Source organism: Staphylococcus sp. HMSC14C01, from assembly GCF_001808085.1.
Lineage (GTDB): Bacteria > Bacillota > Bacilli > Staphylococcales > Staphylococcaceae > Staphylococcus > Staphylococcus hominis.
Genome location: NZ_KV792054.1, coordinates 59,912 through 85,174, shown reverse-complemented (window position 1 = coordinate 85,174; position 25,263 = coordinate 59,912). Strand labels below are relative to the sequence as shown.

The 25,263-nt window shown below is 32.0% G+C and carries 25 protein-coding genes and 3 pseudogenes; 15 read left to right on the top strand and 13 right to left on the bottom strand.

Features of this window, described 5'->3' with window-relative positions:
- Positions 1-475: 475 nt before the first annotated feature.
- Positions 476-1,018, bottom strand: coding sequence for a recombinase family protein (locus HMPREF3131_RS10895; protein WP_052463707.1), 543 nt, complete (start codon positions 1,016-1,018; stop codon positions 476-478).
- Between the two features lie 114 nt (positions 1,019-1,132).
- On the opposite strand from HMPREF3131_RS10895, the gene HMPREF3131_RS10890 reads away from it, so the two are divergent.
- The 6 genes and pseudogenes from HMPREF3131_RS10890 (at position 1,133) to HMPREF3131_RS10865 (ending at position 5,104) form a co-directional block, all read left to right on the top strand.
- Positions 1,133-2,584, top strand: a complete 1,452-nt coding sequence (locus HMPREF3131_RS10890; RefSeq protein ID WP_002447402.1) for a SulP family inorganic anion transporter — start codon at positions 1,133-1,135, stop codon at positions 2,582-2,584.
- A 12-nt stretch (positions 2,585-2,596) separates the two neighbouring features.
- The gene (locus HMPREF3131_RS10885; protein ID WP_070436825.1) at positions 2,597-3,010 is read left to right on the top strand and encodes a universal stress protein; all 414 of its coding nucleotides are present in this window, start codon (positions 2,597-2,599) and stop codon (positions 3,008-3,010) included.
- A gap of 616 nt (positions 3,011-3,626) precedes the next feature.
- Positions 3,627-3,797: a hypothetical protein gene (locus HMPREF3131_RS11395; RefSeq protein WP_153298853.1), complete on the top strand. Its 171-nt coding sequence runs from the start codon at positions 3,627-3,629 to the stop codon at positions 3,795-3,797.
- Positions 3,798-4,035: 238 nt separating this feature from the next.
- Positions 4,036-4,419, top strand: a pseudogene (mobC, locus tag HMPREF3131_RS10880) (plasmid mobilization relaxosome protein MobC).
- Positions 4,420-4,584: 165 nt separating this feature from the next.
- A pseudogene (locus HMPREF3131_RS10870) lies at positions 4,585-4,848 on the top strand (relaxase/mobilization nuclease domain-containing protein); the annotation flags it as partial.
- 55 nt (positions 4,849-4,903) lie between these two features.
- On the top strand, positions 4,904-5,104 hold the full coding sequence (locus tag HMPREF3131_RS10865; RefSeq protein WP_017175580.1) for a hypothetical protein: 201 nt from the start codon (positions 4,904-4,906) through the stop codon (positions 5,102-5,104).
- Between the two features lie 322 nt (positions 5,105-5,426).
- Here HMPREF3131_RS10865 and HMPREF3131_RS10860 read toward each other — a convergent pair whose 3' ends face one another.
- Complete coding sequence (locus HMPREF3131_RS10860) at positions 5,427-5,858, bottom strand: universal stress protein (protein WP_070436822.1); 432 nt, start codon at positions 5,856-5,858, stop codon at positions 5,427-5,429.
- Positions 5,859-6,753: 895 nt separating this feature from the next.
- On the opposite strand from HMPREF3131_RS10860, the gene HMPREF3131_RS10855 reads away from it, so the two are divergent.
- A complete protein-coding gene (locus HMPREF3131_RS10855) occupies positions 6,754-7,026 on the top strand; it encodes a hypothetical protein (RefSeq protein ID WP_017175582.1) in 273 nt (90 codons plus the stop codon).
- A 777-nt stretch (positions 7,027-7,803) separates the two neighbouring features.
- On the opposite strand, the pseudogene HMPREF3131_RS11605 reads toward HMPREF3131_RS10855, so the two are convergent.
- Positions 7,804-7,887, bottom strand: a pseudogene (locus tag HMPREF3131_RS11605) (hypothetical protein); the annotation flags it as partial.
- Between HMPREF3131_RS11605 and HMPREF3131_RS10850 the strand changes: the two are divergent.
- From HMPREF3131_RS10850 to bioB, 4 genes are all read left to right on the top strand, one after another.
- Positions 7,847-8,848, top strand: a complete 1,002-nt coding sequence (locus HMPREF3131_RS10850; RefSeq protein ID WP_231451771.1) for a PTS sugar transporter subunit IIC — start codon at positions 7,847-7,849, stop codon at positions 8,846-8,848. The pseudogene HMPREF3131_RS11605 and the gene HMPREF3131_RS10850 overlap by 41 nt on opposite strands.
- Before the next feature lie 178 nt (positions 8,849-9,026).
- Complete coding sequence (gene argF, locus HMPREF3131_RS10845) at positions 9,027-10,025, top strand: ornithine carbamoyltransferase (protein WP_048761618.1); 999 nt, start codon at positions 9,027-9,029, stop codon at positions 10,023-10,025.
- A gap of 21 nt (positions 10,026-10,046) precedes the next feature.
- A complete protein-coding gene (gene arcC / locus HMPREF3131_RS10840; RefSeq protein WP_070436820.1) occupies positions 10,047-10,976 on the top strand; it encodes a carbamate kinase in 930 nt (309 codons plus the stop codon).
- Between the two features lie 249 nt (positions 10,977-11,225).
- On the top strand, positions 11,226-12,191 hold the full coding sequence (bioB, locus tag HMPREF3131_RS10835) for a biotin synthase BioB (RefSeq protein WP_048680355.1): 966 nt from the start codon (positions 11,226-11,228) through the stop codon (positions 12,189-12,191).
- Positions 12,192-12,249: 58 nt separating this feature from the next.
- Here the strand turns inward: bioB and HMPREF3131_RS10830 are convergent, their stop codons facing one another.
- The 7 genes from HMPREF3131_RS10830 to HMPREF3131_RS10800 all read right to left on the bottom strand — a co-directional run bounded on the left by HMPREF3131_RS10830 (position 12,250) and on the right by HMPREF3131_RS10800 (position 18,999).
- Entirely contained in the window at positions 12,250-13,041 is a 792-nt protein-coding gene (locus tag HMPREF3131_RS10830) for a hypothetical protein (RefSeq protein WP_048680358.1), read from the bottom strand.
- 14 nt (positions 13,042-13,055) lie between these two features.
- Positions 13,056-13,763 (bottom strand): hypothetical protein, encoded by a 708-nt coding sequence (locus HMPREF3131_RS10825; RefSeq protein WP_048680361.1) that lies wholly within the window; start codon positions 13,761-13,763, stop codon positions 13,056-13,058.
- A gap of 73 nt (positions 13,764-13,836) precedes the next feature.
- Positions 13,837-14,334, bottom strand: a complete 498-nt coding sequence (locus HMPREF3131_RS10820) for an HTH domain-containing protein (RefSeq protein WP_017175589.1) — start codon at positions 14,332-14,334, stop codon at positions 13,837-13,839.
- 164 nt (positions 14,335-14,498) lie between these two features.
- The gene (locus HMPREF3131_RS10815; protein WP_017175590.1) at positions 14,499-14,756 is read right to left on the bottom strand and encodes a hypothetical protein; all 258 of its coding nucleotides are present in this window, start codon (positions 14,754-14,756) and stop codon (positions 14,499-14,501) included.
- Between the two features lie 217 nt (positions 14,757-14,973).
- Complete coding sequence (locus tag HMPREF3131_RS10810) at positions 14,974-16,392, bottom strand: anion permease (protein WP_070436818.1); 1,419 nt, start codon at positions 16,390-16,392, stop codon at positions 14,974-14,976.
- Between the two features lie 176 nt (positions 16,393-16,568).
- On the bottom strand, positions 16,569-17,345 hold the full coding sequence (locus tag HMPREF3131_RS10805) for a putative hydro-lyase (RefSeq protein ID WP_070436816.1): 777 nt from the start codon (positions 17,343-17,345) through the stop codon (positions 16,569-16,571).
- 49 nt (positions 17,346-17,394) lie between these two features.
- Positions 17,395-18,999, bottom strand: a complete 1,605-nt coding sequence (locus HMPREF3131_RS10800; protein ID WP_070436815.1) for a BCCT family transporter — start codon at positions 18,997-18,999, stop codon at positions 17,395-17,397.
- A 220-nt stretch (positions 19,000-19,219) separates the two neighbouring features.
- Here HMPREF3131_RS10800 and nagA point away from each other — a divergent pair, with 220 nt between their 5' ends.
- Together nagA and HMPREF3131_RS10790 are read left to right on the top strand one after the other, a co-directional pair.
- Positions 19,220-20,374 (top strand): N-acetylglucosamine-6-phosphate deacetylase, encoded by a 1,155-nt coding sequence (gene nagA, locus HMPREF3131_RS10795; protein ID WP_049379382.1) that lies wholly within the window; start codon positions 19,220-19,222, stop codon positions 20,372-20,374.
- Between the two features lie 131 nt (positions 20,375-20,505).
- Positions 20,506-20,748, top strand: a complete 243-nt coding sequence (locus tag HMPREF3131_RS10790) for a hypothetical protein (protein WP_002449323.1) — start codon at positions 20,506-20,508, stop codon at positions 20,746-20,748.
- A 51-nt stretch (positions 20,749-20,799) separates the two neighbouring features.
- On the opposite strand, the gene nagB is transcribed toward HMPREF3131_RS10790, so the two are convergent.
- Both nagB and HMPREF3131_RS10780 read right to left on the bottom strand, forming a co-directional pair.
- Positions 20,800-21,531, bottom strand: a complete 732-nt coding sequence (gene nagB / locus HMPREF3131_RS10785; protein ID WP_049379421.1) for a glucosamine-6-phosphate deaminase — start codon at positions 21,529-21,531, stop codon at positions 20,800-20,802.
- Between the two features lie 21 nt (positions 21,532-21,552).
- A complete protein-coding gene (locus tag HMPREF3131_RS10780) occupies positions 21,553-22,227 on the bottom strand; it encodes an N-acetylmannosamine-6-phosphate 2-epimerase (RefSeq protein WP_002449363.1) in 675 nt (224 codons plus the stop codon).
- A 200-nt stretch (positions 22,228-22,427) separates the two neighbouring features.
- Between HMPREF3131_RS10780 and HMPREF3131_RS10775 the strand changes: the two genes are divergently transcribed.
- Positions 22,428-23,234 carry a MurR/RpiR family transcriptional regulator gene (locus tag HMPREF3131_RS10775; RefSeq protein WP_002454700.1) on the top strand — a complete coding sequence of 269 codons (807 nt, stop codon included), beginning with the start codon at positions 22,428-22,430 and terminating at the stop codon, positions 23,232-23,234.
- A gap of 41 nt (positions 23,235-23,275) precedes the next feature.
- Here HMPREF3131_RS10775 and HMPREF3131_RS10770 read toward each other — a convergent pair whose 3' ends face one another.
- Positions 23,276-24,136, bottom strand: a complete 861-nt coding sequence (locus HMPREF3131_RS10770; RefSeq protein WP_070436814.1) for an ROK family protein — start codon at positions 24,134-24,136, stop codon at positions 23,276-23,278.
- 229 nt (positions 24,137-24,365) lie between these two features.
- Here HMPREF3131_RS10770 and HMPREF3131_RS10765 point away from each other — a divergent pair, with 229 nt between their 5' ends.
- Entirely contained in the window at positions 24,366-25,247 is an 882-nt protein-coding gene (locus HMPREF3131_RS10765; RefSeq protein ID WP_017175530.1) for an N-acetylneuraminate lyase, read from the top strand.
- Positions 25,248-25,263: the final 16 nt, after the last annotated feature.

Below are 25,263 nucleotides of genomic sequence, written 5' to 3'. Positions count from 1 at the left end.
TTATGCTTTTTCTTCCAAATTTGATATAAAATCGGGGCATATTCTTGAACCCCAAAAAATATGTAATACTAATATTCTATCCATAAAAAGTATGCGCTTAATATTAATTAAAACCTATTATCAGTAGTGTATATCAATATATATTATGAAACTGTTGACATAAGAAAAGATTATAGGTAGTTAAAATGTATATCTTATACATAATCAATAAAAGTTGAATTTAATGTATTTGACATAGAGGAATTTTTTTACATTTCTTTTTCGTTAACTCAGCATATCTTGTAGTTCACTATATTGGAAAGTATTTATTATAAAATATTTCTATGTTTTTGCTAAGTCTTGTCTTTCTATATTTTCGAGTACTAACAAAAAAACTTTCTCACTAATATTTAATGTTTTAAAGATCACTTTACTTTCCTCTTTAATCGACAGTATTATATTATGTTCTATATCTTGAAACAACATTTACTATCTCTTATTTATCTAGATGACGATATAAAGTTGCTCTACTTATGTTTGTTTTTTCTTTTATTTCATCTAGAGTGTAATTTTTGCTCATATACATTTCTATAGCATCTCTAAGATTTTTATCATCTCGTTTGGGTCTGCCTAACGTTTTTCCTTCTTTTGTATAATTTTCTAATCCAACGCGTGTCCTAAATTTAACAACATCACTTTGAAAGTCTGTAATATCATGTAGTATTTCTAAAAATTCTCCTTGGATATTTTTAGAAATATATCGGTTTAAATTAATTACATATAAAGATATATCCTTCTGTGAAAGATAATCTAATATATCTACTAATTGTTTCGTAGAATCTGCAAGTATACATAAATCTGTAATATATACTGCATCCCCCGAGACCAACTTCTTTTTTAAAAGAAGGTCTAATTCATTTCTTTTTTTATTATTAGCATGACTTTCCTCAACTATTTTTTTTGTATAGGTTTCTATTTTCTTTTTTTGTTCGTTTAAATCATCGTTTATTGTAACAGGTCTGATATAACCGTATTTCATTTACTTGCACCACCCTATAGCTAAAGTATAACAGAAAAGTTTCATTAAAGGGTATACATATGAAACTTTTCTGTTATACTTTACAATATAATTAAATAAAAAGGAGAGTAAGTTATGGTTGAAAAATTAAAACATGAATGGTTTAACCAGCCAGGTAAAAATATACTTGCCGGTATCGTGGTTGCCTTAGCTTTAATCCCTGAAGCTATCGCATTTTCAATTATTGCTGGCGTAGATCCAATGGTTGGTTTGTATGCTTCATTTATCATCGCTGTTGTTACTGCTATTGTTGGTGGTAGACCTGCAATGATATCAGGTGCAACAGGGGCTGTTGCCTTATTAGTTACACCACTTGTGAAAGATTATGGTGTAGAATATCTTTTAGCTGCCACGATATTAATGGGAGTAATTCAATTAGTTTTAGGCCTTCTCAAAGTGGGGCGTTTAATGAAATTTATACCTCATTCTGTCATGATAGGTTTTGTAAATGCATTAGGTATTATGATTTTCATGTCCCAAATAGAACATATCTTCGGTATTTCAATCTCAACTTATATATATGTAATTGTAACATTACTCATTGTATATATAATCCCCAAATTTTTCAAAGCAATACCTGCACCATTAATAGCTATCATCGTATTGACTGCTCTTTATATGTATACAGGTTCTGACGTGAGAACTGTTGGTGATTTAGGAAATATTAAGCAAGCTTTACCGCACTTTTTAATTCCTAATGTTCCCTTTAATTTGGAAACACTTCAAATCATTTTTCCATACTCGCTATCTATGGCTATTGTAGGTCTAGTAGAAAGTTTACTTACTGCTAAAATTGTAGATGATGCAACAGACACTTATAGTAGTAAAAACAGAGAATCTCGTGGCCAAGGCATTGCTAATATGATTACAGGATTATTCGGTGGTATGGGAGGTTGTGCCATGATTGGACAATCTGTAATCAATGTCAAATCAGGTGCAAACAGTAGATTATCTACTTTTTCTGCTGGTGTTGTCTTAATATTCATGATTATTGTTCTTGGAGGACTTGTTGTTCAAATTCCAATGCCAATTTTAGCAGGTATTATGGTTATGGTTTCGATTGGTACATTTGATTGGAATTCTTTTAAATATATTCAAAAAGCACCAAAAACAGATGCAGTTGTTATGATACTTACAGTGATAATTGTACTGATGACACATAACTTAGCTCTCGGCGTGGTCGTAGGTGTTATTTTCAGTGCTTTATTCTTTGCTACTAAAATATCAAAAGTAGAAGTAACATCTGAGAAATTTGGTAAAACTAACCGTTTATCTTTTAAAGGTCAAATCTTTTTTGTTTCTATTGACTCTATGATGGATCAAATTAGCTTTAATATTGAAAATAGTATTATAGAATTAAACTTTAATAATGCTCATTTATGGGATGATTCAGCAGTAGATGCTATTGATACAATGGTAAGGAAGTTCGAAGAAAAAAATAACATTGTTCATGTAGAAAAACTAAATTCAGATAGTCGTAAAATAGTCTCAGAATTAAGCAAACTAAATGAAAATCATTTAAACTAAGGAGTGTTGTTTATGTATAAATCAATTTTATTAGCAGCCGATGGGTCAGAAAATAGTTTACGTTCAGCACAGGAAGTTTTGAATTTTATAGATGAAAATACTATAGTTACTTTACTTACAGTTGTAAATGTTGAAGAATCGAAAACAGATGTTTTACATGGTAAACAAGGACATAGTTTAACAAATGAAAGAGAAGACAAATTATCCAGTATAACTGAACTATTTGTAGAACATAATGTAAATTATGAAGTAAAAATTGCACATGGTCTTCCTGCAGAAACAGTGGTTTCAGTTGCTAATAGTGGTAAATATCAAGCAATTGTTTTAGGGTCTCGTGGTCTAAACAGTTTACAAGAAATGGTATTGGGTAGCGTTAGTCACAAAGTGGCTAAACGTTCAAAAATTCCCGTTATCATTGTAAAATAGTCTGTCTAACTCAATCCATAAAAGGATTGAGTTTTATTTTGAGACGACTAAGGGTACCTTAGTAATTTAATAAAGTCTATTTTACAATATAAAAAAACAATACACAGTAATGTGTATTGTTAATTATTTCAGTATATAAACTTTAACGTAATCATAATTTCAAATAACATTTTAAGATATTTATTTTTGTTCACATAATTACTGATTATAGGTAGTAAGTTTGTATAATATATCATTTATTGTCTTTCCTCTTTATAAAAAAAAGCAGAGCTATTGTAATTATTAAGATTACTAAAGTTATCAACAAAGATTTTTCTATATCATTAATTAAAAAAAGCAATATCATAAAATTGGAATTATTAGTATCATTAGCGAAAAGAACTTATTCAATTTAAAGTCATCCTTTCAACATTTTTATTTTCTTTGGTAATTCCTTAAAGTCATTAATATTAATAAAAGTACTATATTTATAATATTGATTTATCACAGTTTATTTTTTCAAAATACAATAGTTCTGATAATACAATATTACTTTCAATATTAGTCTGTTTAATATATTATTTTATATTAATTATAATTTGTTTAGTTATTTTTAAATATAATAGGAGGAATTATTATGAAAAATTTTAACTATACTGATACAGGAGATAAAATTAAGCCAGGAGATAAAATTATAATAGAAATGTCTTTTCCTCAAAAATTCTCTTTCGTAGGGAGAGCCGATTCAGTATTTAAAAAACTACTAGAAGATAATAATGCTAAAATAACAAAATCTGATAAAGAGTAAATTGAATTTAGAAATATTATTATATAAAATAAGTGGCTAATATCTAGCCACTTATTTTTTCGCAGAAAAAATCTTAAGGGGCTTGGGGATATTCCCCAACAAGCCGGCGACGCTACCACGTATGTGGCTAGCAAAGCCAGTGCTTGCCAAACCACTATATTACTTTAATAACCTTTACATATTTTATATGCTTAGGTTATTCAAGTAATAACTTTCGAAGAAAGCGTGGTGGGAATGAATGAGTGAACGAGACACATTTGTGGCTAGCGACGATGCTGTTAAGAAAAACCGTAAACCTAACCGTAAGGAGCGTAAACAAATTAGTTTTCGAGTGAACGAAGGCGAATATTTAAAGTTACAACAATCTGCGGAAACTTTAAATATGAGTGTGCCTGCTTTCGTTAAGAAAAAGGCACAGGGAAGTCGATTGGTCGCACCAAAATTTGATAAAGAAACGCGACAATCGATAGCTAAGGATTTAAGCAAGCTAGGATCAAATGCTAATCAAATTGCTAAATATTGTAACTAACATCAATATGAGGCGCCGAATTATGAAGCATTAGAATATAATATCGAAGAATTACGTAGAAGGTTGGATGAAATATGGAAAGTCCTAAAATAAATATGATTTTAAGTCTAATTTTATTTATTGTCTGTTTAATTATGATTAGCTATTTTATTTTTTATGCACATCAATTTTGGGCAAGTATCTTTTTTTTACTTTTAGCCTTTATAGATGTTATTAAATGCTATACATCTTATAAAGAAATGAAAGAACGTGATATAAATGGCCACAGCTAAAATAAGTTCAACGAAATCAACGTCACGGGCTATTAATTACGCTGAAAAACGGGCTGAAGAAAAAAGTGGCTTAAATTGTGACATAGACTATGCCAAGGGAAGTTTCAAAGCGACACGTGAACTGTATGGAAAAACGAGTGGCAACGAAGGTCATGTGGTTATCCAGTCATTTAAGTCTGGCGAAGTAACACCAGCACAATGTAATCAACTTGGAATGGAATTAGCCGAGAAGATAGCACCTAATCATCAAGACAAGAAGAAACTCGTTTTCAACTCGTTTCAAAACAAAGACAAAGGAGATAATTATGAGTCAATTTAACCGAATTTTTGACGGTAACAATTATTTCGAATGTGATAAATGTGGAAGTTTAGCAACCATCGATGAAGATGGGAAGTTAATGCGAATGATTACGAATATACAAGGTTTGCCAGTAATTTACGAAGAAAAAAATAAAGAATCGTTTATAGATGAAAACGGAAACTTAAAATGCGACTGTAGTGATTAAAAAATTTAATATCGCTTTATTCCAATTGCTTTATTGACGTTGAGCCTCGGAACCCTTAACAATCCCCAAAACTTGTCGAATGGTCGACTTAATAGCTCATGCTATGCCGACATTCGTCTACAAGTTTAGTTAAGAGTTCTTCTCAACTTCAATAAATTTTCTCGGCATAAATGCGTGTCTAATCTTTTTTAGAACGACTAATCAAAAAATAATCTAAAAAATCACAAACCAAAATTAAAAAAATAAAAAAGCCTAAATACTCTCTCGATTTGTGAGAAAGTATTTAGGCTTTTTGAATTAATAAATTTCTTACTTCTTATGTTTATTTAACAATTAGTACTGGGACAGAACTTCTTTTAGCAATCTTATGTGTAACATCTCCTAAAACATGTTTAATATTCAAATCGACTCTATGATTACTCATAATTACTAAATCAAATTCACCATTATTTATATCTTTAGAAGTAATTTTTTCTAAGATTGTATCTTTAATATGCCCAAAATCTACATCTATTTTATATTGAATACCTCTTTTTTCTAATTCACGTAAAAATGGAGTGAGTTTTTTTTCTTTTTCTCTAATAATATCTTCTTTATGCTTATTATAATACTTTATACTAATTGCAAGATCATTTTCTGTTACAACGTGATAAATTACAACAACTGAATCTTCATCGGTGACTTTTTCTAAATAGTCAGGGATAGCACTAAAATCATTTTCGAAATCATAGGGTAATAATATATTTTTGAACATCTACACCAGCCTCCTATTACTTATTATTTAGATGTCTATTACTTATATATACCCTAAATATATATGCTTATTCTGGTTCTGTTATAAAGTAAAAAATATAGCTAACCACTATTTGAAATTTTAAGATACTTTTTTAGAGCATTTAGAGAGATTTATAGAATAATAAACAGGTTAAAAAGTAATAGGAAAAATAGGATTTGGATAAAAAAATCAATCCTATTTATAGCATTGACGTCGACTGAAGCCTATGAAATCAACTAAAATAATAGTATTCAGACAATTTAAAGTGGTCTTGTAACAATTGTAAATAGTATGCAATATTAGAGGTTATAGTATCGATAAATTCTTATTCAATATTAACTATAAGTATTGTTATATCAGCGTTTATGATAATTTTAAAAAGAGCACTTAATTAAAAGAAAATAGAGATATAGATGTATTCTAATATTGATTGGACCATTTCAATTAATATTATTAAATAAGCAGTTAACATAAGTGATAATTATCAGAAGTTCCGTCACTATAAAACTAATTATTATCCATTTTTATCCTTTCTTTAAGATTGAGAGATAGTAAAAAAGTTAACTACACTTGTAGCTAACTTTTTTTGTTCGAAGAAAATAAAAATGCACCTAAGAATAATAAAGGAAAAATAACGAATAAACGAGTAATAAAAAAGTTGGTAGGTAAAAATATATAAATAATAAAAGATAATATGAAACAAAGAAAATATATTTTTTTATTTGTACTCATGTCATCACATCTCCAGTATTATTGTATTATAACTTTTTTAATTGTTCTTTAGGTTGCCAATCTCCGCTATTAGTTCAGAACATTATCTAAAGATTGCTACCAATCTAAAAATATAATACTAATGTAGGAGGCTAATAGATAAATGATAACTTTTATATACCAACTTATTTTATTTTTTATAATTATAGGAACGTATGCTTTAATGCGTGGAGGATATATGGATATTGAATGGAATTTTTTATTATCTATGTATGGCATGTTCGTTGGATACTTGGTAATGTTCTATTTTTCGATTTATACTAATACTGACTTTAGTAGAAGAACAATAAAAATAATAGCAACAATCAGTATTATTTTAATGACTATTATCTTAGTTATTTTAGGACATTTGTTGTTTATTTTATTAACAGAATAAAGATACAAAAGGGCTTTTCTAGACATGAATATATAATCTACTTTTTATTTTTATATAGATAATTACCAATAAATTCTACTAAAAAATGAATAATTGTACCTAAAATAATAGCTGATAAACAAAGTAAGGTGATACTATAATTGTCGCTTAATGAAAATAAAAAATACAATAAAATCAAAACTCCAACTAATGTTATTTTAAAAGTCTTTTTATCTACTTTTGCCATCTCCTTTTCTAAGTTTAAGTTAACAATAAATAATATTTATTATCATTTATGATTATCAAAAGTTATGTTAATGGAATAAATTAATAAACTTTTCATTAATAGAACAATAATATAGATGTCATACAGCTGAGACGTTTGATCGTCTCAGCTTTTTGCATAATAAAAGAGCAGTTATAATCGATTGTTATTATGACAAATGTAATAGTTAAAATCACACACAGAATGTGCTTAACACGTCATATCACATATTTAAAAGGAAGTGAGTGACTTAATAAATATATTCAAGATAAGTTATAACTACAGATTATTTCATTTGTATATTTATATCATTTTGTCGATCATTTCATAATGTGTAAGATAGATATATTTTGAAGTAATTAAGTAAAAAATAAACAAATTTTTCAATTTAATTTAAAAATTTAAAAAATTCCGTGAAATATATTTCGTTTTTTAGTAAACTGTCTACTAAGGAAGAAAGTAAGTAGTGAGATATTGTTTGATTTGAAGCCATACCTCACATCTAAATTAAATATAAGGGGATGACAGTAGATTATGGATTTATTAATTGGTACGTTGTTTTTAGTTTTAGTCTTAGTGATTTTTACGTTATTTACATATAAAGCACCTAGTGGTATGCGTGCGATGGGAGCTTTAGCTAATGCAGCCATTGCGACATTTTTAGTAGAAGCTTTTAACAAATATGTAGGTGGAGAAGTATTTGGTATTAAATTTTTAGAACAACTAGGTGACGCTGCGGGAGGTCTTGGTGGTGTCGCTGCTGCTGGGTTAACTGCCTTAGCTATTGGTGTTTCACCTGTGTATGCATTAGTTATCGGAGCTGCTTGTGGTGGTTTAGACTTACTTCCAGGGTTCTTTGCTGGGTATATTGTAGGTTATCTTATGAAATATACAGAAAAATATGTTCCAGATGGTGTAGATCTTATTGGTTCAATCGTTCTTCTTGCACCACTTGCACGTTTAATTGCGACGGGTTTAACGCCAGTAGTGAATAATACATTACTAAAAATTGGTGACATTATTAAAAGTAGTACGGACACAAATCCAATTATTATGGGGATTATTCTTGGAGGCATTATTACGGTTGTAGGTACAGCACCGTTAAGTTCAATGGCTTTAACCGCATTACTTGGTTTAACTGGCGTGCCAATGGCCATTGGTGCTATGGCTGCATTTAGTTCGGCATTTATGAATGGTACGCTGTTCCATCGTTTAAAATTAGGAGATCGTAAGTCAACGATTTCAGTAAGTATTGAACCGTTATCTCAAGCTGATATTGTCTCTGCTAATCCGATACCAGTGTATGTGACAAACTTCTTTGGAGGAGCTGTTGCAGGTTTAATTATCGCTTTATCTGGTATGATCAATGACGCAACAGGTACAGCAACACCCATTGCAGGATTCTTAGTGATGTTTGGTTTTAATAGTCCAATGAAAGTGATTATCTATGGTGTTGTAATGGCCATTGTGGGTGGTTTAGCAGGTTTTCTTGGTTCTCTTGTATTCAAAAAATATCCGATTGTTACAAAACAAGATATGATAGATCGTGAAGCAAAAAGAAAAGTTAAAACAGCATAAATATGAGTGACTTCTTTGTCAAAATATGGCAAAGAAGTTTTTTGTTGTATGTTTTAAATTTTCTATCTTATGTTTTTTGTGTAATAATATAATAAAAAGTTACACATATTGTAACGTTCATACACATCATGTGTATTGAATTTTAAATGCTAAATCTCTGACAAAGGAGTGGGCTAAGATGCAAAATTTAAGAAATAGAAATTTTTTAACATTACTTGATTTTTCAAAAAAAGAAATGGAATTCTTACTTAATCTCTCTGAAGATTTAAAACGTGCAAAATATGCTGGTATTGAACAACAAAAACTTAAAGGTAAAAATATCGCTTTAATTTTCGAAAAAAATTCTACACGCACACGTTGTGCGTTTGAAACAGCAGCTTATGATCAAGGTGCTCATGTGACGTATCTTGGGCCTACAGGTACACAAATGGGAGTAAAAGAAACGGCTAAAGATACGGCTCGTGTTTTAGGTGGGATGTATGACGGTATCGAATATCGCGGATTTTCTCAACGTACTATTGAAGAAATTGCAGAATATGCTGGTGTTCCGGTTTGGAATGGTTTAACGAATGAAGATCATCCAACACAAGTGCTTGCTGATTTTTTAACTGCAAAAGAAGTATTAAAAAAACCTTATGAAGACATTCATTTCACATATATTGGTGATGGACGCAATAATATGGCAAATGCATTGATGCAAGGCGCAGCTATTATGGGAATGACATTCCATCTTGTGTGTCCGAAAGAGTTAAGACCTAAAGATGAGTTACTAAAAACATGTCAGTCATTGGCTGATAAAAACGGCGGTACTATTTTAGTGACTGACAATATTGACCAAGGGGTGAAAGGATCGGATGTGATTGCTACAGATGTGTGGGTATCGATGGGTGAACCTGACGATACTTGGGAAGAACGTATTAAATTATTAGAACCTTATCGTGTAACAAAAGAATTAATAGAAAAAACAGGCAATCCACATACCATTTTTGAACACTGTTTACCTGCTTTCCATAATGCAGAAACAGAAATTGGTAAACAAATTAAAGAAAAATATGGTTTGAATGAAATGGAAGTCACAGATGAGGTCTTCGAAAGTGATCGTTCTGTTGTCTTTCAAGAAGCCGAAAACAGAGCACATACGATTAAAGCAGTAATGGTGGCAACTTTAGGCGAATAGAGAAAAAAGGGGGACCTATGGATGTCTAAAATCGTGGTCGCATTAGGTGGCAATGCTTTAGGGGAATCACCGAAAGAACAATTAGAGCTTGTAAAAGGAACAGCTCAATCATTAGTTGGTTTAATAAACAAAGGATATGAAGTGGTCATTAGTCATGGGAATGGACCACAAGTGGGAAGTATTAATTTAGGATTAAATTATGCAGCAGAACATGAACAAGGCCCGCCTTTTCCATTCCCTGAATGTGGCGCAATGAGTCAGGCGTATATTGGCTATCAAATGCAAGAAAGCTTACTTAACGAACTCCATACTTTAGGTATCAATAAAGAAGTTGTAACACTCGTAACACAAGTCGAAGTAGCGAGCGATGATCCAGCGTTTCAACATCCAACGAAACCTATTGGCTTATTTTATACAGAAGAACAAGCAGATAAAATGAGACAAGAAAAAGGATATACATTTATGGAGGATGCAGGACGTGGGTATCGTCGCGTTGTGCCTTCTCCTCAACCTATTAATATTGTTGAACTTGATAGTATTGAAACACTCATTAAACATGGTACGCTTGTGATTGCAGCTGGTGGCGGCGGCATCCCAGTTGTTAAGGAACAAGGTCGTTATCAAGGTGTCGATGCAGTCATTGATAAAGATAAGACAAGTGCATTACTTGCAGCTCATTTACAATCGGATCAATTAATGATTTTAACAGCCGTTGATTATGTTTATATTAATTACGGAAAAGACAATCAAGAAGGACTAAGTGACGTTACAGTCGATGATATGAAAGAATATATTGCCGATAATCAATTTGCGAAAGGCAGTATGTTGCCAAAAGTAGAAGCAGCTCTTCAATTTATTGAAAAGAATCCCAAAGGTAGTGTGTTGATTACTTCTTTATCAGGTTTAGATGATGCGTTAGAAGGTAAAATTGGTACACGTATTACAAAATAAATAGTTATATTAAATCGCTTGAGCCTAATATATGTATTTTACATATGTAGGCTCAAGTTTTTTTATGAGTTACTCAAATATCTAATAGTTACAAGTTCTACTTCGGATTGTCTGAGGTTATATTCATAGACCATTTCATTTTAAAACATCCTTTGATTTAATTAAAGAATAATGTAAACTTATTATTATATAAAGTTTACAATTATGAGTTTTATTAGTGTATTTTAAAAGATAGGAGTGACAAACATCATGACATTAAATCTAGCAGAACGTGTATTGAATGGAGAAGCGTTAACTAAAGAAGAGTGTCTAAGTCTATTTCAAGACGAGACGATTGATACGTTTGAATTATTAAATGAAGCCTATATAGTAAGAAAGCATTACTATGGTAAAAAAGTAAAACTTAATATGATTCTCAACGCGAAAAGTGGCATTTGTCCAGAAGATTGTGGTTACTGTGGGCAATCTGTCAAAATGAAAGAAAAACAGCGTTATGCTTTGGTAGATCAAGAACAAATTAAAGCAGGGGCACAAGTCGCGACAGACCATAAAATTGGGACGTATTGTATTGTAATGAGTGGACGTGGTCCTTCGAATAAAGAAGTAAATCATATTTGTGATACGGTAGAAGATATTAAAGCTATTCATCCACAACTTAAAATTTGTGCGTGTTTAGGTTTGGTTGATGATGAACAAGCAACACAGTTAAAAGAAGCTGGTGTCGATCGGTATAATCATAATTTAAATACAAGTGAACGTTATCACGAGGAAGTTGTGACAACACATACATATGAAGACCGTGTGAATACAGTTGAGATGATGAAAGCACATCACATTTCACCTTGTTCTGGCGTGATTTGTGGAATGGGAGAAACAGATGAAGATATTATCGATATGGCATTTGCGTTGAAAGAGATTGATGCAGACAGTATTCCAGTAAATTTCTTACATCCGATTAAAGGTACCAAGTTTGGTGGGTTAGATTTATTATCTCCAACAAAGTGTCTACGTATCTTAGCTCTGTTTAGACTGATTAATCCTACTAAAGAAATTCGAATTGCGGGTGGTCGTGAAGTCAATTTACGTTCACTTCAAGCAACTGCACTTCAAGCGGCTAACTCTATCTTTGTAGGCGATTACTTAGTGACAGGCGGACAGCCTAATGAACTTGATTACCAAATGATTGAAGATATGGGATTTGAGATAGACGGGTAGTGAACATATTATAAAACACCTTCTAGCAGTTTTGGTTAGAAGGTGTTTTATTTAATATCTATTTTTCAGTATTTTTTCTTGCTTTATACGCATGAGTTGCTGCTGCACTTGCATTTTGAGAAGCTTCTGCGGCATTTTCATTGGCTGCTCTAGCGCTATGTGCCGCTCTTTCTGCCCATATTGCAGATGCTTGGGAATTGGATGCTGCTAATTCTGACGCGTATTTTGCTGCTTTAGCATCTACACTTGTTTGAGTAACAGTAGAAAGAATTTGTTGTTGTTGCCCTTCCATACGTGCTTGATGTGATTCTGTTTCATATAAATTAATGGCTTCTTTTAAAGTATCAGCGCGTTGGTTATAAAGATAACTAAACATTGAACGTAAAGAATGAATGTGAGTATAAGCTTTTGGAATACGTTGTTGGGCTTTAGAAGCTGCTACAGTGTGGTGTATATCAGTTAATGTGTGTTGATGACGTTGAATATTATGTTGATGCTGTTGAATATCGGGTTGATCTTTAAGCTCTTTTTCAGCTTTTTTATATCCTTTCGATTTAGTAATTGATTTGTTTTCAGGTCTGATATTTTTATTTTTGACGAACCAGACGATAAGTAAAATGAGTCCAATCATCATAAGGCTAGTTGAGTGATAGATAAACAATGATATGAGTATCATCACAAGACTCGGTAATAATAGCATTAACATGGTTTTCTTTTTAACTTGTTTTAATATTAAGTGTTTTATCTCTTTTTCTTCTTGACGAATAAGTCTATCTTGAGATTTTTCTTGATCGTGCGCTTTAATTAATAATGCGATATCTGACATTAATTGTTCTTTTGTTTGATACATATATTGACTACTCCTTACTCCATATTGAAATCTGAAAATTTAACTTGTGTAACGTCTTTATCTTTAGGTGAGAGGTCGACGAGTTTTTGATCTTTATTATCTAATTTAATCATTGTATATTTATAATCCTCATCATCTGCATCATCTCCTCTAAGTGTTGAAGGATCCGCTGTAAAGGTTCCAATATACTCTACATTTTTAGTGGGATATTGAGATTGACCTGTTTCAACGTTAGTGTAGAACATAAAACTATCTTTATTGGTAGCAGATTTATCCATAGCCTTGCTAATATCATTTTGAAAATCTTTTTTAGAAATCTTACTTGTAGAAAGTAGTGTGAATAAAGGTTCTCCGTTATCCGTGGTTAATTCAATATAACTTTTAACATCTCGGTAAGGTGTTTCCTCATAGTCAACATTTTTACTATCTAAGGTTTTTTTAACTTCGTTGGTATCTAATTTACTAATTAAGCTAGGTGGAATTTCTAAAGAATCATCGAATGCAATCATTTTCATCTTGCCGGCTTTCGTGAGGTATATCCAATCTACTTTTGATTCTCCATTGGAATTACTTACGGTATATAAAAGGTGTTCCTTTTTATCATTAATAATATCTTTAATAGAAATATCTTTTTTATGTTCGATACTTTGGCTACATCCTGTCAGTGAAAAAGTGAATATTGCTAAGCTCATTATGATGAGGAAAGGTTTGAATTTTTTCATAGTAACAGCTCCTTAATAAAATTTTTAAAATGAACATGTAGGATGTATATATTACAACCTACATGTTATGAGGTCATACTTCATTTCTTAGATAAATCATTTGTAGTTTGATAAGTTCTACGGTGAATTGTTTTAATAGATGATCAGGAGAAATCAATCGTAACGAGCGATGATATTGAAAACACAAGTCAATTGCTTCATTAGGATTTAAATTCATTTGAACGTCATATGTTTTATCGTTTTTATTTAAAATTTTAATGTCATCACGTATTTTTAACGTTTCGTATAGCTTAAATGTCACTTCATATGTCACTTGAACACGTAAGTCATCTTGATGTGAATATTTAGGAGAACGTTTAATAAAGTAGCTATTTTTACTTTGTTCAAATTGAATTTGTAACTCAAGATCTGAGTGCAGCGTTGATTCATATAGATAATGTCGAATATTATCTATATCTCGTTGAATCGTTCTAGGATTCACATTAAATTCTGTTGCAAGTTCTAATTTGTTGACTGTTTCATTTTTTAATAATTTATCGTAGATATTTAATACTCTAAATGCTTGTTCCATAGGCGAAAGCTTCCTTTCACAAAACCTAAATTTATTATAAGAAACGACCTTAGACATGATAGGTCATTTCTTTAAAAGTTTTTATTTTATAAAAATTGTATTTTTCGCTTTAAATGGCGTACTATTTAAATTTGAAAATTTAAGTTAGTTATATCGTGTCTAACCTAGTCATTTCCCAGGACATATGAATAAAGAATGAACCATTCTATTAATTCAGATGGATTAGTCGATATGAGTTTTAAATAAGGGCGTAGTGTATGATTTTGATTCAATTTGTGAAAGATTTTAGTGAAATTGCAGTTTAATAATGTTTCATCGTTAGTGCATGATTGACCAAATTCAATACGTTCATATTGAGCGATTATCGTTTGTGGCGTTTCATTTAGATTATTGAGTTCTGTAATGATTTCGTGATATATCATGTCATTCACCTCCATTTCTCACGTTGGAAACTAAAGGCGCCTGACAAGGCGACTTCTTTTATTTTTAGACGGGCAAGGAGTTGTAAAAGAGAGAGGTAAGCATAAAGTAAAAAAACGCCCCCTTACCAATTAAGGTAAGGGGGCGCGATATTAAGGGTTGTTTAAAATGATATAAAAAAGTCTCTCGCAACTATGCGAGAGACTTTTTTATAGTTTTTTACATAAATCCAATCAGTTTCATCCATAATGAGCCAATGCCTAACCAAATAACAAGATAAACAAGTCCTAATACGATATTCATGAGCCACCAACGTTTTTGTGTAATGTAACCTGCTGAATAAAGAATTGGGGCAGGACCACTACTATAGTGTGTTGTTGATGCCATTAAGTTACCAAAGAAACCAAGCATGAGTGCACTAAATAATGGTGGTGCGCCAGCTGCAATGGCAACGCCAAGTAATGCTGCGTACATTGCACTGACATGAGCCGTTGAACTTGCAAATAGATAATGTGAATAGAAATAGAAAATCACTAATATCACAAGTACTATAGGCCAACTAAAGCCATGTAAACTATGCGCAATGGTTTTACTTAACCAAGGAATAAATCCGAGTTGATTCAATTGATCTGCCATCATGACAAGTACTGAGAACCATACCAATGTATTCCAAGCGCCAGTTTCATTTAAGATATCTTTCCAATTTAATACGCCAGTTAAAAGTAAAAGTGATAATGCGATAAATGCAGTAAGCGTCGCATCGATACCAATAAAGCTACCAGTTACCCATAGTAATAAGGCAATAGCAAAGATAGCCATCATAAATGCTTCAGCTTTTGAGATATGACCCATCTCAGATAACTCATGTTCCGCCCATTTTTTAGCATTTGGCGTCTCTTTAACTGTAGGTGGATATATTTTATATATAATAAAAGGAACTACAATGAGTGAAATTAAACCAGGAATTAAGGCAGCTATAAACCAATCTGTCCAAGTTAAATGGATATGTGCTGTTTTGGCTGCTAAGTCTTGTGCAAGTGGGTTACCTGCCATTGCAGTTAAGAACATTGCTGCGGTAATTAAATTTCCATGAAATTCTGTAAATATCAAAAATGCACCCATTTTACGTTCGGTACCTTCTTTTGGCGTTGAACCAAAAGAAGTTGATAAGGACCGAATAATTGGGAACATAATACCACCAGCACGTGCAGTATTACTTGGTGTAGCAGGTGCTAAAATTAAGTCTACGCCAACAAGAGAATAGGCTAATCCAAGGGTCTTCTTCCCAAATAATTTAACGAATTGTAAGGCAATACGACGTCCTAGCCCTGTTTTTACAAATCCTCTAGAAATAAAAAATGCCATAGCAATAAGCCAAATACTTGAATTACCAAATCCTTGAACGGCTGTTTTAATATCAACAACGCCGACAAGCACAGTAAGAGTAAATCCGAGTATAGAGACGGCACCAATCGTCATCGGTTGTGTGATACATCCGATAATGGTTGCGACAAAAATCGCAAACATGAACCATGCTTGTATATTTAAAGATTCAGGTCTAAACGGTGCAAGTAAGGCAATAATTCCTCCAACAATAATAGGAAGTATAAATTTTTTATACTTCATTGAATGATCCATATAGTAGCCTTCTTTCTTGAAAACACTTTTATACATGTCTAGAATAGGCCAATCTTTAAGAATGTACAGACTAATATTTAAAAAAATAAATAGAAGAAAGTAGGGGGGAATTTAAGTGTACTTTAGTCAATTGTGCAGTAATTGGCTAAAGTACACTTAGAATAACTTTAATTATTTTATTCGCTATCTTTAATATCAGTAATGAACATATGGCCTGGCGCATGTGTAATCATAAGTTCTGGTTTAGCATCGAGTGCAACGGATTGTGGAGTTACGCCACATCCCCAAAAGACAGGCACTTCATTAGGACGAATAGTGACGGGTTCTCCATAGTCAGGAACATTAATATTTTGAATGCCAATATGTTCAGGATTGCCGATATGGATTGGCGTGCCATGTACATGTTTAAAATGTGAGGTTATCTCAGTAGCTTTAATAGCTTGAGACATTGTCATTGGACGCATACTGACTGTAATATTCCCAGCAAATTGTCCACTCGGCTGGGCTGGTATGGTTGTGTGATACATTGGTACATTATGTTCTTCTTCAATATGTCGTACGGGAATGTCTGATTCTATTAACGCATGTTCAAACGTAAAACTGCATCCAATTAAGAAGCTCACCATGTCCTCAGTATATAAGTCAGAAATCTCATCACGTTCTTCAATTAATTTGCCTTGTCTATACACACGATAACGTGATACATCGGTGCGAATATCTGCTTGTTGACCATAATAAGGAAATGAAGGTGAACCGATTTCAGACACATCCAATAGTGGACATGTTTTTGGATTTCTAAAACAAAATTTCAAAAAATCATAAGCATATGTGGATGGCAAAATAACGACGTTTGCTTGGATATATCCTTCAGCCATCCCACTTGTATGATGTGTTAATTGACCTTCACGGATTAATTGGCGTAAGTATTCTGGTGATTGATGTTTGGTGTCCATCATGCATACCCCCTTGTTTTTTACACAGTACAATATATGAATATATTAATTATTTATCTGTCTGTGACCCATTTGATGTTTCCTCGTCTTTTTCGCGTTTTTCGAGTGGAATAGAGTAATCTTTATCATCCTCAACATATGACATTTGGAAATGTTTTGTATGTTCTCGTCGTAACGCACGCATAATAGATATTGTCATCAATAATAAAATAATTGAAAATGGTAAGCCAGTTACAACAGAGGCTGTTTGTAGACTTGTGAGTCCACCTGCAATGGTCATTGCGACTGAAATCGCACCAATTAATAAACCCCAAATGACTTTATGTTTTATTTTTGGATTCTCACTACCTCCTGTTGCCATTCCAGCAACAATATGCGTTGTTGAGTCAGCACTTGTGACAATGAATAAAAAGATTAACAAAATGGCAAGACCGCTTGTAATATCAGATAATGGAAATTTTGATAATAATTCAAATAAAGCAACCGTATAATCTTTATCTACAAGACTAGCAATCTTGTCGCCACCCATAGCAATTTTGACAGCCATACCACCGAAGCCACAAATCCAAACGAATGAAATGAGTGGAGGTACTATAAGCACACACATAATAAATTCTCGAATGGTGCGACCGCGTGATACACGTGCAACGAAACCTCCAATAAATGGTGACCAAGAAATAACCCATGCCCAATAGAAGACAGTCCATTGTTGAATCCAAGCATTGTTATTTGTATACGGATCAATACGTAAACTATATTCGACAAAGTGTCTTATGTAGTCTCCGATAGCAAGTGTGTAAGATTCAAAGATAAATTTTAAATCCCCGAAGATAAGCATAAAGACAAGTAATAAAGCGCCTAATATAATATTAAGGTTACTAAGCCATTTCACACCTCGTCCTAGACCTGTAATACCAGATCCAATGAAAATAATCATCATTAATACTGTAATAGAAATTTTAGTGATATTGTTATTTGGTACATGGAAGACATGATTTAATCCACCACTAATTTGCATAATACCAAGTCCAATTGATGTTGCTATCCCCATTACGGTAGCAATAATTGCTAAGATATCAATGATATTTCGAAAAGGACGTTTGTAGGCTTCACCGAAGACAGGTTCCATTGCAGTAGAAATTAAACCATCACGTTTCTTACGGAATTGAAAATATGCGACGATAAGCCCAGCCATTGCAAAAATAGACCATTGTGAGATTCCCCAATGAAAAAAGGTATAACCCATAGCAAGTCTTGCGGATTCAGGAGATTGATCTGGCACTTTTCCTGGGAAAGGAGAATGAAGATAGTGTGTGAGTGGTTCAGCTACACCCCAAAAGACAATACCAACACCTAAGCCAGCAGAGAATAACATACCAAGCCATGACATGAAAGAAAATTCAGGTTCTTCATTATCGTCTCCTAATTTGAACCGACCATATCTAGAAGCAGCTAAAGAAATTAGAAAAATATCTAAAATAAATATAATAAGTAAGAAAAGCCAACCAAAAGTATTTGAAATAAAATCGTACATCGTTTGAGCATGTGTACCAAATGTCTTAGGAAATATACCAGCAATTGCAGTGATAATAATAATAATAGACACTGAAATGATATAAACCAGTCTGTTATTTCTTTTACGTTTGTCATTCATGAATTAATTAAGTCATCCCTTTATAAAATAGTTGTTTTGATTATACATATAATTATGAATATTTTCAAAATTCATTTTAATCGTTTATAAATTAGTTTAAAGAAAGTTAACATTAAATTTGAAAATTTTTTCCAAAAGAAGAAATTGCCTAATGATGACAATATGAAATGATATAATATCTTTGAAATGATAAGAAATTTTATAGAAAAGAAGGGGTATCATGTCTCAATATGTCATTACAAATGGAAGAATTTATACGGAAGCACAAGTTATTGAAAAAGGGTATCTTGTCGTAGAAAATGGCAAAATTAGTGATATTCAAAAAGGTGATTATAAAGGTCATTTAAATCAAATAGATGTAGCAGGAAAGCATGTGTTACCAGGTTTTATCGATATTCATATTCATGGTGGCTATGGAGAAGATGCGATGGATGCATCGTATGACGGCTTAAATCATTTAGCTAAACAATTATTGTCTGAAGGGACAACAACATTTTTAGCAACAACGATGACGCAATCTGATGAGAATATTGAAAAAGCATTAAAAAATATTGTCGCATGTTATGAAAATCAAACGTTAGGTGAAGCAGCTGAAATCGGTGGTGTACATTTAGAAGGACCATTTATTTCTGAACATAAAGTGGGTGCTCAAAATCCTAAATATGTACAACGTCCCACTGTTGACAAAATTCGACATTTTCAAAAGGTAGCGAAAGGATTAATTAAAATCATTACTTTTGCGCCAGAAGTCGAAGGCGCTCATGACACATTAAATGAATTGCGTGATGATATCATCTTTTCAATGGGACATACTGTCGCCACATTTGAAGAAGCAAATGAAGCGGTAGAACGAGGTGCGAAACATGTAACGCATCTTTACAATGCTGCAACACCTTTTGAACATCGGAATCCAGGTGTGTTTGGTGCCGCATGGACCAATCAAAGTTTAAACACTGAAATTATTGGTGATGGGATTCATTCACATCCTGCTGCTGTAGATATTGCATATAAGCAAAAAGGACCTACTCACATGTATTTAATTACAGATGCCATGCGTGCCAAAGGTATGAAAGATGGTGAGTATGATTTAGGTGGACAAAATGTGATTGTTAAAGGGAAAGAAGCACGTTTAGAAAATGGCGCACTTGCAGGCAGTATTTTAAAAATGAATGAAGGACTGCATAATTTAATTCAATTTACGCATGATAGTTTAGATCACTTATGGCGAGTGACAAGTTTAAATCAGGCCATTGCACTTAATATTGATAAGCAAAAAGGAAGCTTAAGCATAGGAAAAGATGCAGATATCGTAATTGTAGACGACCATATACAAGTAGATACAACGATTAAATCAGGTACTATTCATCATTTTTAAGACTACTCGCATGGTGAAAAATGAATAATTTAGTATCTCTTTATCTTTTTAGGTTTATATATATGAAGTTTAGTGTATATACATAGTAAATCTACATAATATATGAATTTGAAGTAAAGGAGGGATAGGTAATGCAAAATGATTTGAGATTTCCAAGTGCAAAAAATTTCTTTACTACTTTAGGGTGGTTATCAGTCATTGCTTTATTAGCGGTTGTAGTGGTCAATGCGCTTTATAATAGTTCTTTTAAAAGTTGGTCAGATATCAGTGTGAAATTCACTCAAACGGATTTAATTTTCTTGATTACTTTCGCAATTATTGCGATAGTTTGTATTATTATTTCATTGCTTTTAAAATTATTTAAACATCCATAGTAAGTAAAGTTAACATATTAAAAGGGACAGAACTCGAGCGTTCTGTCCTTTTTAGTGGTTTAAATAATTAAATATGACATCATCAATGATAATGTCTACATTCGGATGCGTTTGTAAAATAGAAGCAGGTAATGTTTCAGTTTTCGGTCCATTCATTAAACGCTCAACAGCTTCTTGTTTACGTTCTCCAAAAGCTAATAAAATGATACGTTTTGCGCGCATAATAGATTGTAATCCCATAGAAATGGCTTGTTTTGGAACATCATCAATCGTATCAAAATGAGTACTATTTGCTTTAATCGTAGAATCAGTTAAATCTACAACTCGTGTTTGACTATCAAAAGATGTACCTGGTTCGTTGAAACCGATATGACCATTTTCTCCAATACCTAATAATTGAATATCGGGTTGTCCTATAGAGGATAGACGCTGTTCATAAGCATGTGCTTCGTCTTCAAGATCAGATGCGTCTCCTCTTGGAATGTAGATATGATCTTCATTCCATTCGTTATGATTAAATAACAGCTCATGCATATATGTGTAGTAGCTTTGAGGGTGTGATGAATTAAGACCCACATACTCATCTAAGTTAAATGTTTTAATATCATTTAAATTCACACGATTTGCCGTTAATAATTCAGATAATCGTGGATAGATTTCTGTCATCGTATTACCTGTCGCTAATCCAAGAGTGGCTGTCGGCGTACTTTGTATTAACTTTAATAACTCAACTGCTACATAATCACTTGCGATAGATTTGTTTTTTAAATTGATCAATTTCATCATCTAAACGCCTCCATATGTTTATGAATGATTTTTTACTGCTTCAACAAATCGTTCGGTAATTTGTTTAGGTCGTGTAATCGCACCACCAACTACTGTACAATGAACACCAAGTTCGTTCACTTTTTTATACATGTCAGGTGTGATGACATTACCCTCTGCAATGACTTTTGTGTTTACTTGATTAAGTACTTCTTTTAAAAATTCAAAATCATTTTCATATAATATATGACCCTTTGTATAAGATGTATACCCTCTTAGAGTGGTTCCAATATAGTCAAAACCTAATTGATCTGCATAAATAGCTTCTTCAATCGTTGAGATATCAGCCATAATTTCAATATCAGGCGCTTTTTCTCTAATATATTTCACAAGTTCTTCAAGAGATTCTTTTGGACGTTTTTGTTTAGTAGCATCTAAAGCAATGACTTCACAACCGCTTTCAATGAGTTCATTTACCTCTTTTGAAGTTGCAGTTATAAATACACTTGAGTTAGTGTAATCTCGTTTAACAATTCCGATAACTGGTAAATTGATTTCCTTGCGAATAGCTACAATATCTTCTATAGAGTTAGCACGTATACCTACTGCACCGCCTTGATAAGCAGCTAAAGCCATTTTTGACATAATGAACGAAGAATGTAAAGGTTCTTCAGGTAAAGCTTGGCAAGAAACGATTAATCCTTGTGGTAACATATCATTCACTCCGTAACATTTATATTTATAAATAGAATATATCGAGTTTGTGGTTATTTATACAATACTGTTGAATTGATTTACTCATATCATAACATTGAGAAAATTATTATCAATTTAAAATTATAAATTGAAAAATATTTTCATTTATAATAAATTAGACATAAGTTATTTAATTGAGTAAAGAGGATGATTGTAAAATGAAATTTGAAAATAGAGTTCAGCGTTGTCGTCATTTATTAACAAAAACAGATAAACGAATTATAGAATATATACAAAAGCATCCACTTGATGATAGTTTCTCAACAATTAATTCATTGGCTTATGCAATTGAAACATCGCCAGCTACAATAACGCGTTTCAGTAACAAATTAAATTACGATAATTTTCAAGATATGAAGTTTAGTTTGCAACATGAAAAATCAGAGAAATCTGTAGAAAATGCACCATTAGTACAACTTATACATCGTTATCATCAAAATATCATTCAACAAACTGGAGAGTTTATTTCTGAGGAAAAAATTAAACGCTTAGCACATAATTTAAAAACATGTAGACAGGTGAATTTCGCAGGTTTAGGGAGTTCAGGTTTAACAGCAAGTGAATTTTATTATCGTGCCATGCGTATGGGGATAAAAGGTTTAGTATCCACAGATGCTCATCAAATGAAGATTTCTGCGTCATTATTATCATCGAATGATATGTTTGTAGCAATTTCAAATAGTGGTGAAACAAGTGAGCTTATCGATGCGGCTAAAATAGCACGAAATCAAGGCGCTTATGTTGTTGTAATTACTAATTTTGAAGGAAGCACAATTACTAAAAATGCAGATTTAGTGCTGATTACGTCTGCGCAGTCCAATAATAATGATACAAGATTTATTAATTCACAAATTGCAACTCACTTTTTATTAGATCTTGTGAGTTACATTCTTCTTGGAGATCCTTACATGCATAAACTCTATCAACAAACACGTCAAGTTGTGCTAAACCATGGGAGCAAATAAATAAGAGGACTAGAATGCGTAGTCCTCCATGTTTATAACTACTATTGTATTGCACCGTACAAAGCTGCATTATTACCACTTCGAGTCGTCTGAAGACGTGCTATTCCATAATGAGGCGGAAGGTAATAATGAATTTTAGGCTTAATATATTTTAATAGTGTATCTTTTTGAGAAGAGATACCTCCACCAATCAAGATAAGTTCAGGATCATAGATAATTTGTAATTGAGCGATACCTTCAGCTACTGAATGGCTCCACTCTTCTAAAATATTGATTGCTACAGTGTCATTTTCTTCAGCTAATTCAAATAATTTTGGTACGTTAGTGTCATACTTAAAGTAATGTAATAGCATTAAATCTTTTAGCGCTGAAGTTGAAGCTCTTTGTTCAAATGTTTTGTCATCGGAAGAACGATAAAGCAAATAACCAATTTCATTTGCTCGATGACGTGCACCTTGATAGATTCCAATAGATTTATTATAAAATGCACCGCCAATTCCTGTTCCTAAAGTAAGACAAAAGATGTTATTTTCTTCATAATTATGCAAAGAAAGCTCCCCAAGTAATGCTGCATCTACATCGTTGTAAACAGTTATATTTGAGGACAATTCCTTGAAAACATTTAAAAAATTTGTACCATCAAAATTTTGAATAGTTGGTCCAGTGTAAACAATTTCTCCACGAGTTGAATTTACAACGCCAGCACTTGAGATACCAATGTGAGGATTTTTAAGCTGATATTTTTTTATAAATGCATCAATGATTAAGTATATTTCGTTCGTTATTAAAATGTGAATATTGTCTGGAGTAGCAATTGTTTTATAATCAATAATGTTTAATTCATTGTTAATTACTGCAAGTTTTATATTAGTGCCCCCGATATCAACTGCAATTTTATACATATAAAAAACCTCCTTAGTTTTCTTTATAACTACTATAAATCATTTTTAGTACTCTAGTTTTAATTTGAAAATTATTTTCATCAAATTTAGAATTATTTGTTAATATTTTTCATATAGTATTGTATAAAAATATGATAGCGTTTACAATTCGAAATATAAATAGAATATATTGCTGTTGAATTAATAATAAAATTATAAAAAATTCAGATCATATATTGGAGGATTTCGAATGGAAGAACAATTAAAAGGATTATATGCAGCGTTACTTGTCCCATTTGATGAAAATGGTCAAGTTAAAGAAGAGGGATTAAAACAAATCGCAAAGAATGCAATAGAAGTTGAACAATTAGACGGTTTATATGTAAATGGAAGTTCTGGAGAAAATTTCTTAATTAGTAAAGAACAAAAGAAACAAATCTTTAAAGTTGTAAAAGAAGCGGTTGGAAATGATGTGAAATTAATTGCTCAAGTAGGCTCACTAGATTTAAATGAGGCCATTGAACTTGGGAAGTATGCCACAGATTTAGGATATGACGCATTATCAGCAGTAACACCATTCTATTATCCGTTTTCTTTTGAAGAGATTAAGCAATATTACTTCGATATTATTGAAGCAACGCAAAATAAAATGATAATTTATGCCATCCCAGATTTGACTGGTGTAAATATTAGTATCAACCAATTTAAAGAATTGTTTAATAATGAAAAAATTGTAGGAGTAAAATATACTGCGCCAAATTTCTTCTTACTTGAAAGAATTAGAAAAGCATTTCCAGATAAGTTGATTTTGTCAGGATTTGATGAAATGTTAGTTCAAGCAGTTATTTCTGGAGTAGATGGTGCAATTGGTTCTACATATAATGTGAATGGCCGTCGTGCACGTCAAATTTATGACTTAGCTCGTGAAGGTAAAATTGAAGAAGCTTATAAAATTCAACACGATACTAATAATATTATTGAAACAGTTTTAAGCATGGGTATTTACCCTACTTTAAAAGAAATATTAAAAACACGAGGCATCGATGGTGGAGTACCTAAACGTCCATTTTCACCATTTAATGAAGCAAATCGTAAAGAATTAAATCAATTAATTGAAACTTATAGCTTGTAATTACGACACAATTTAA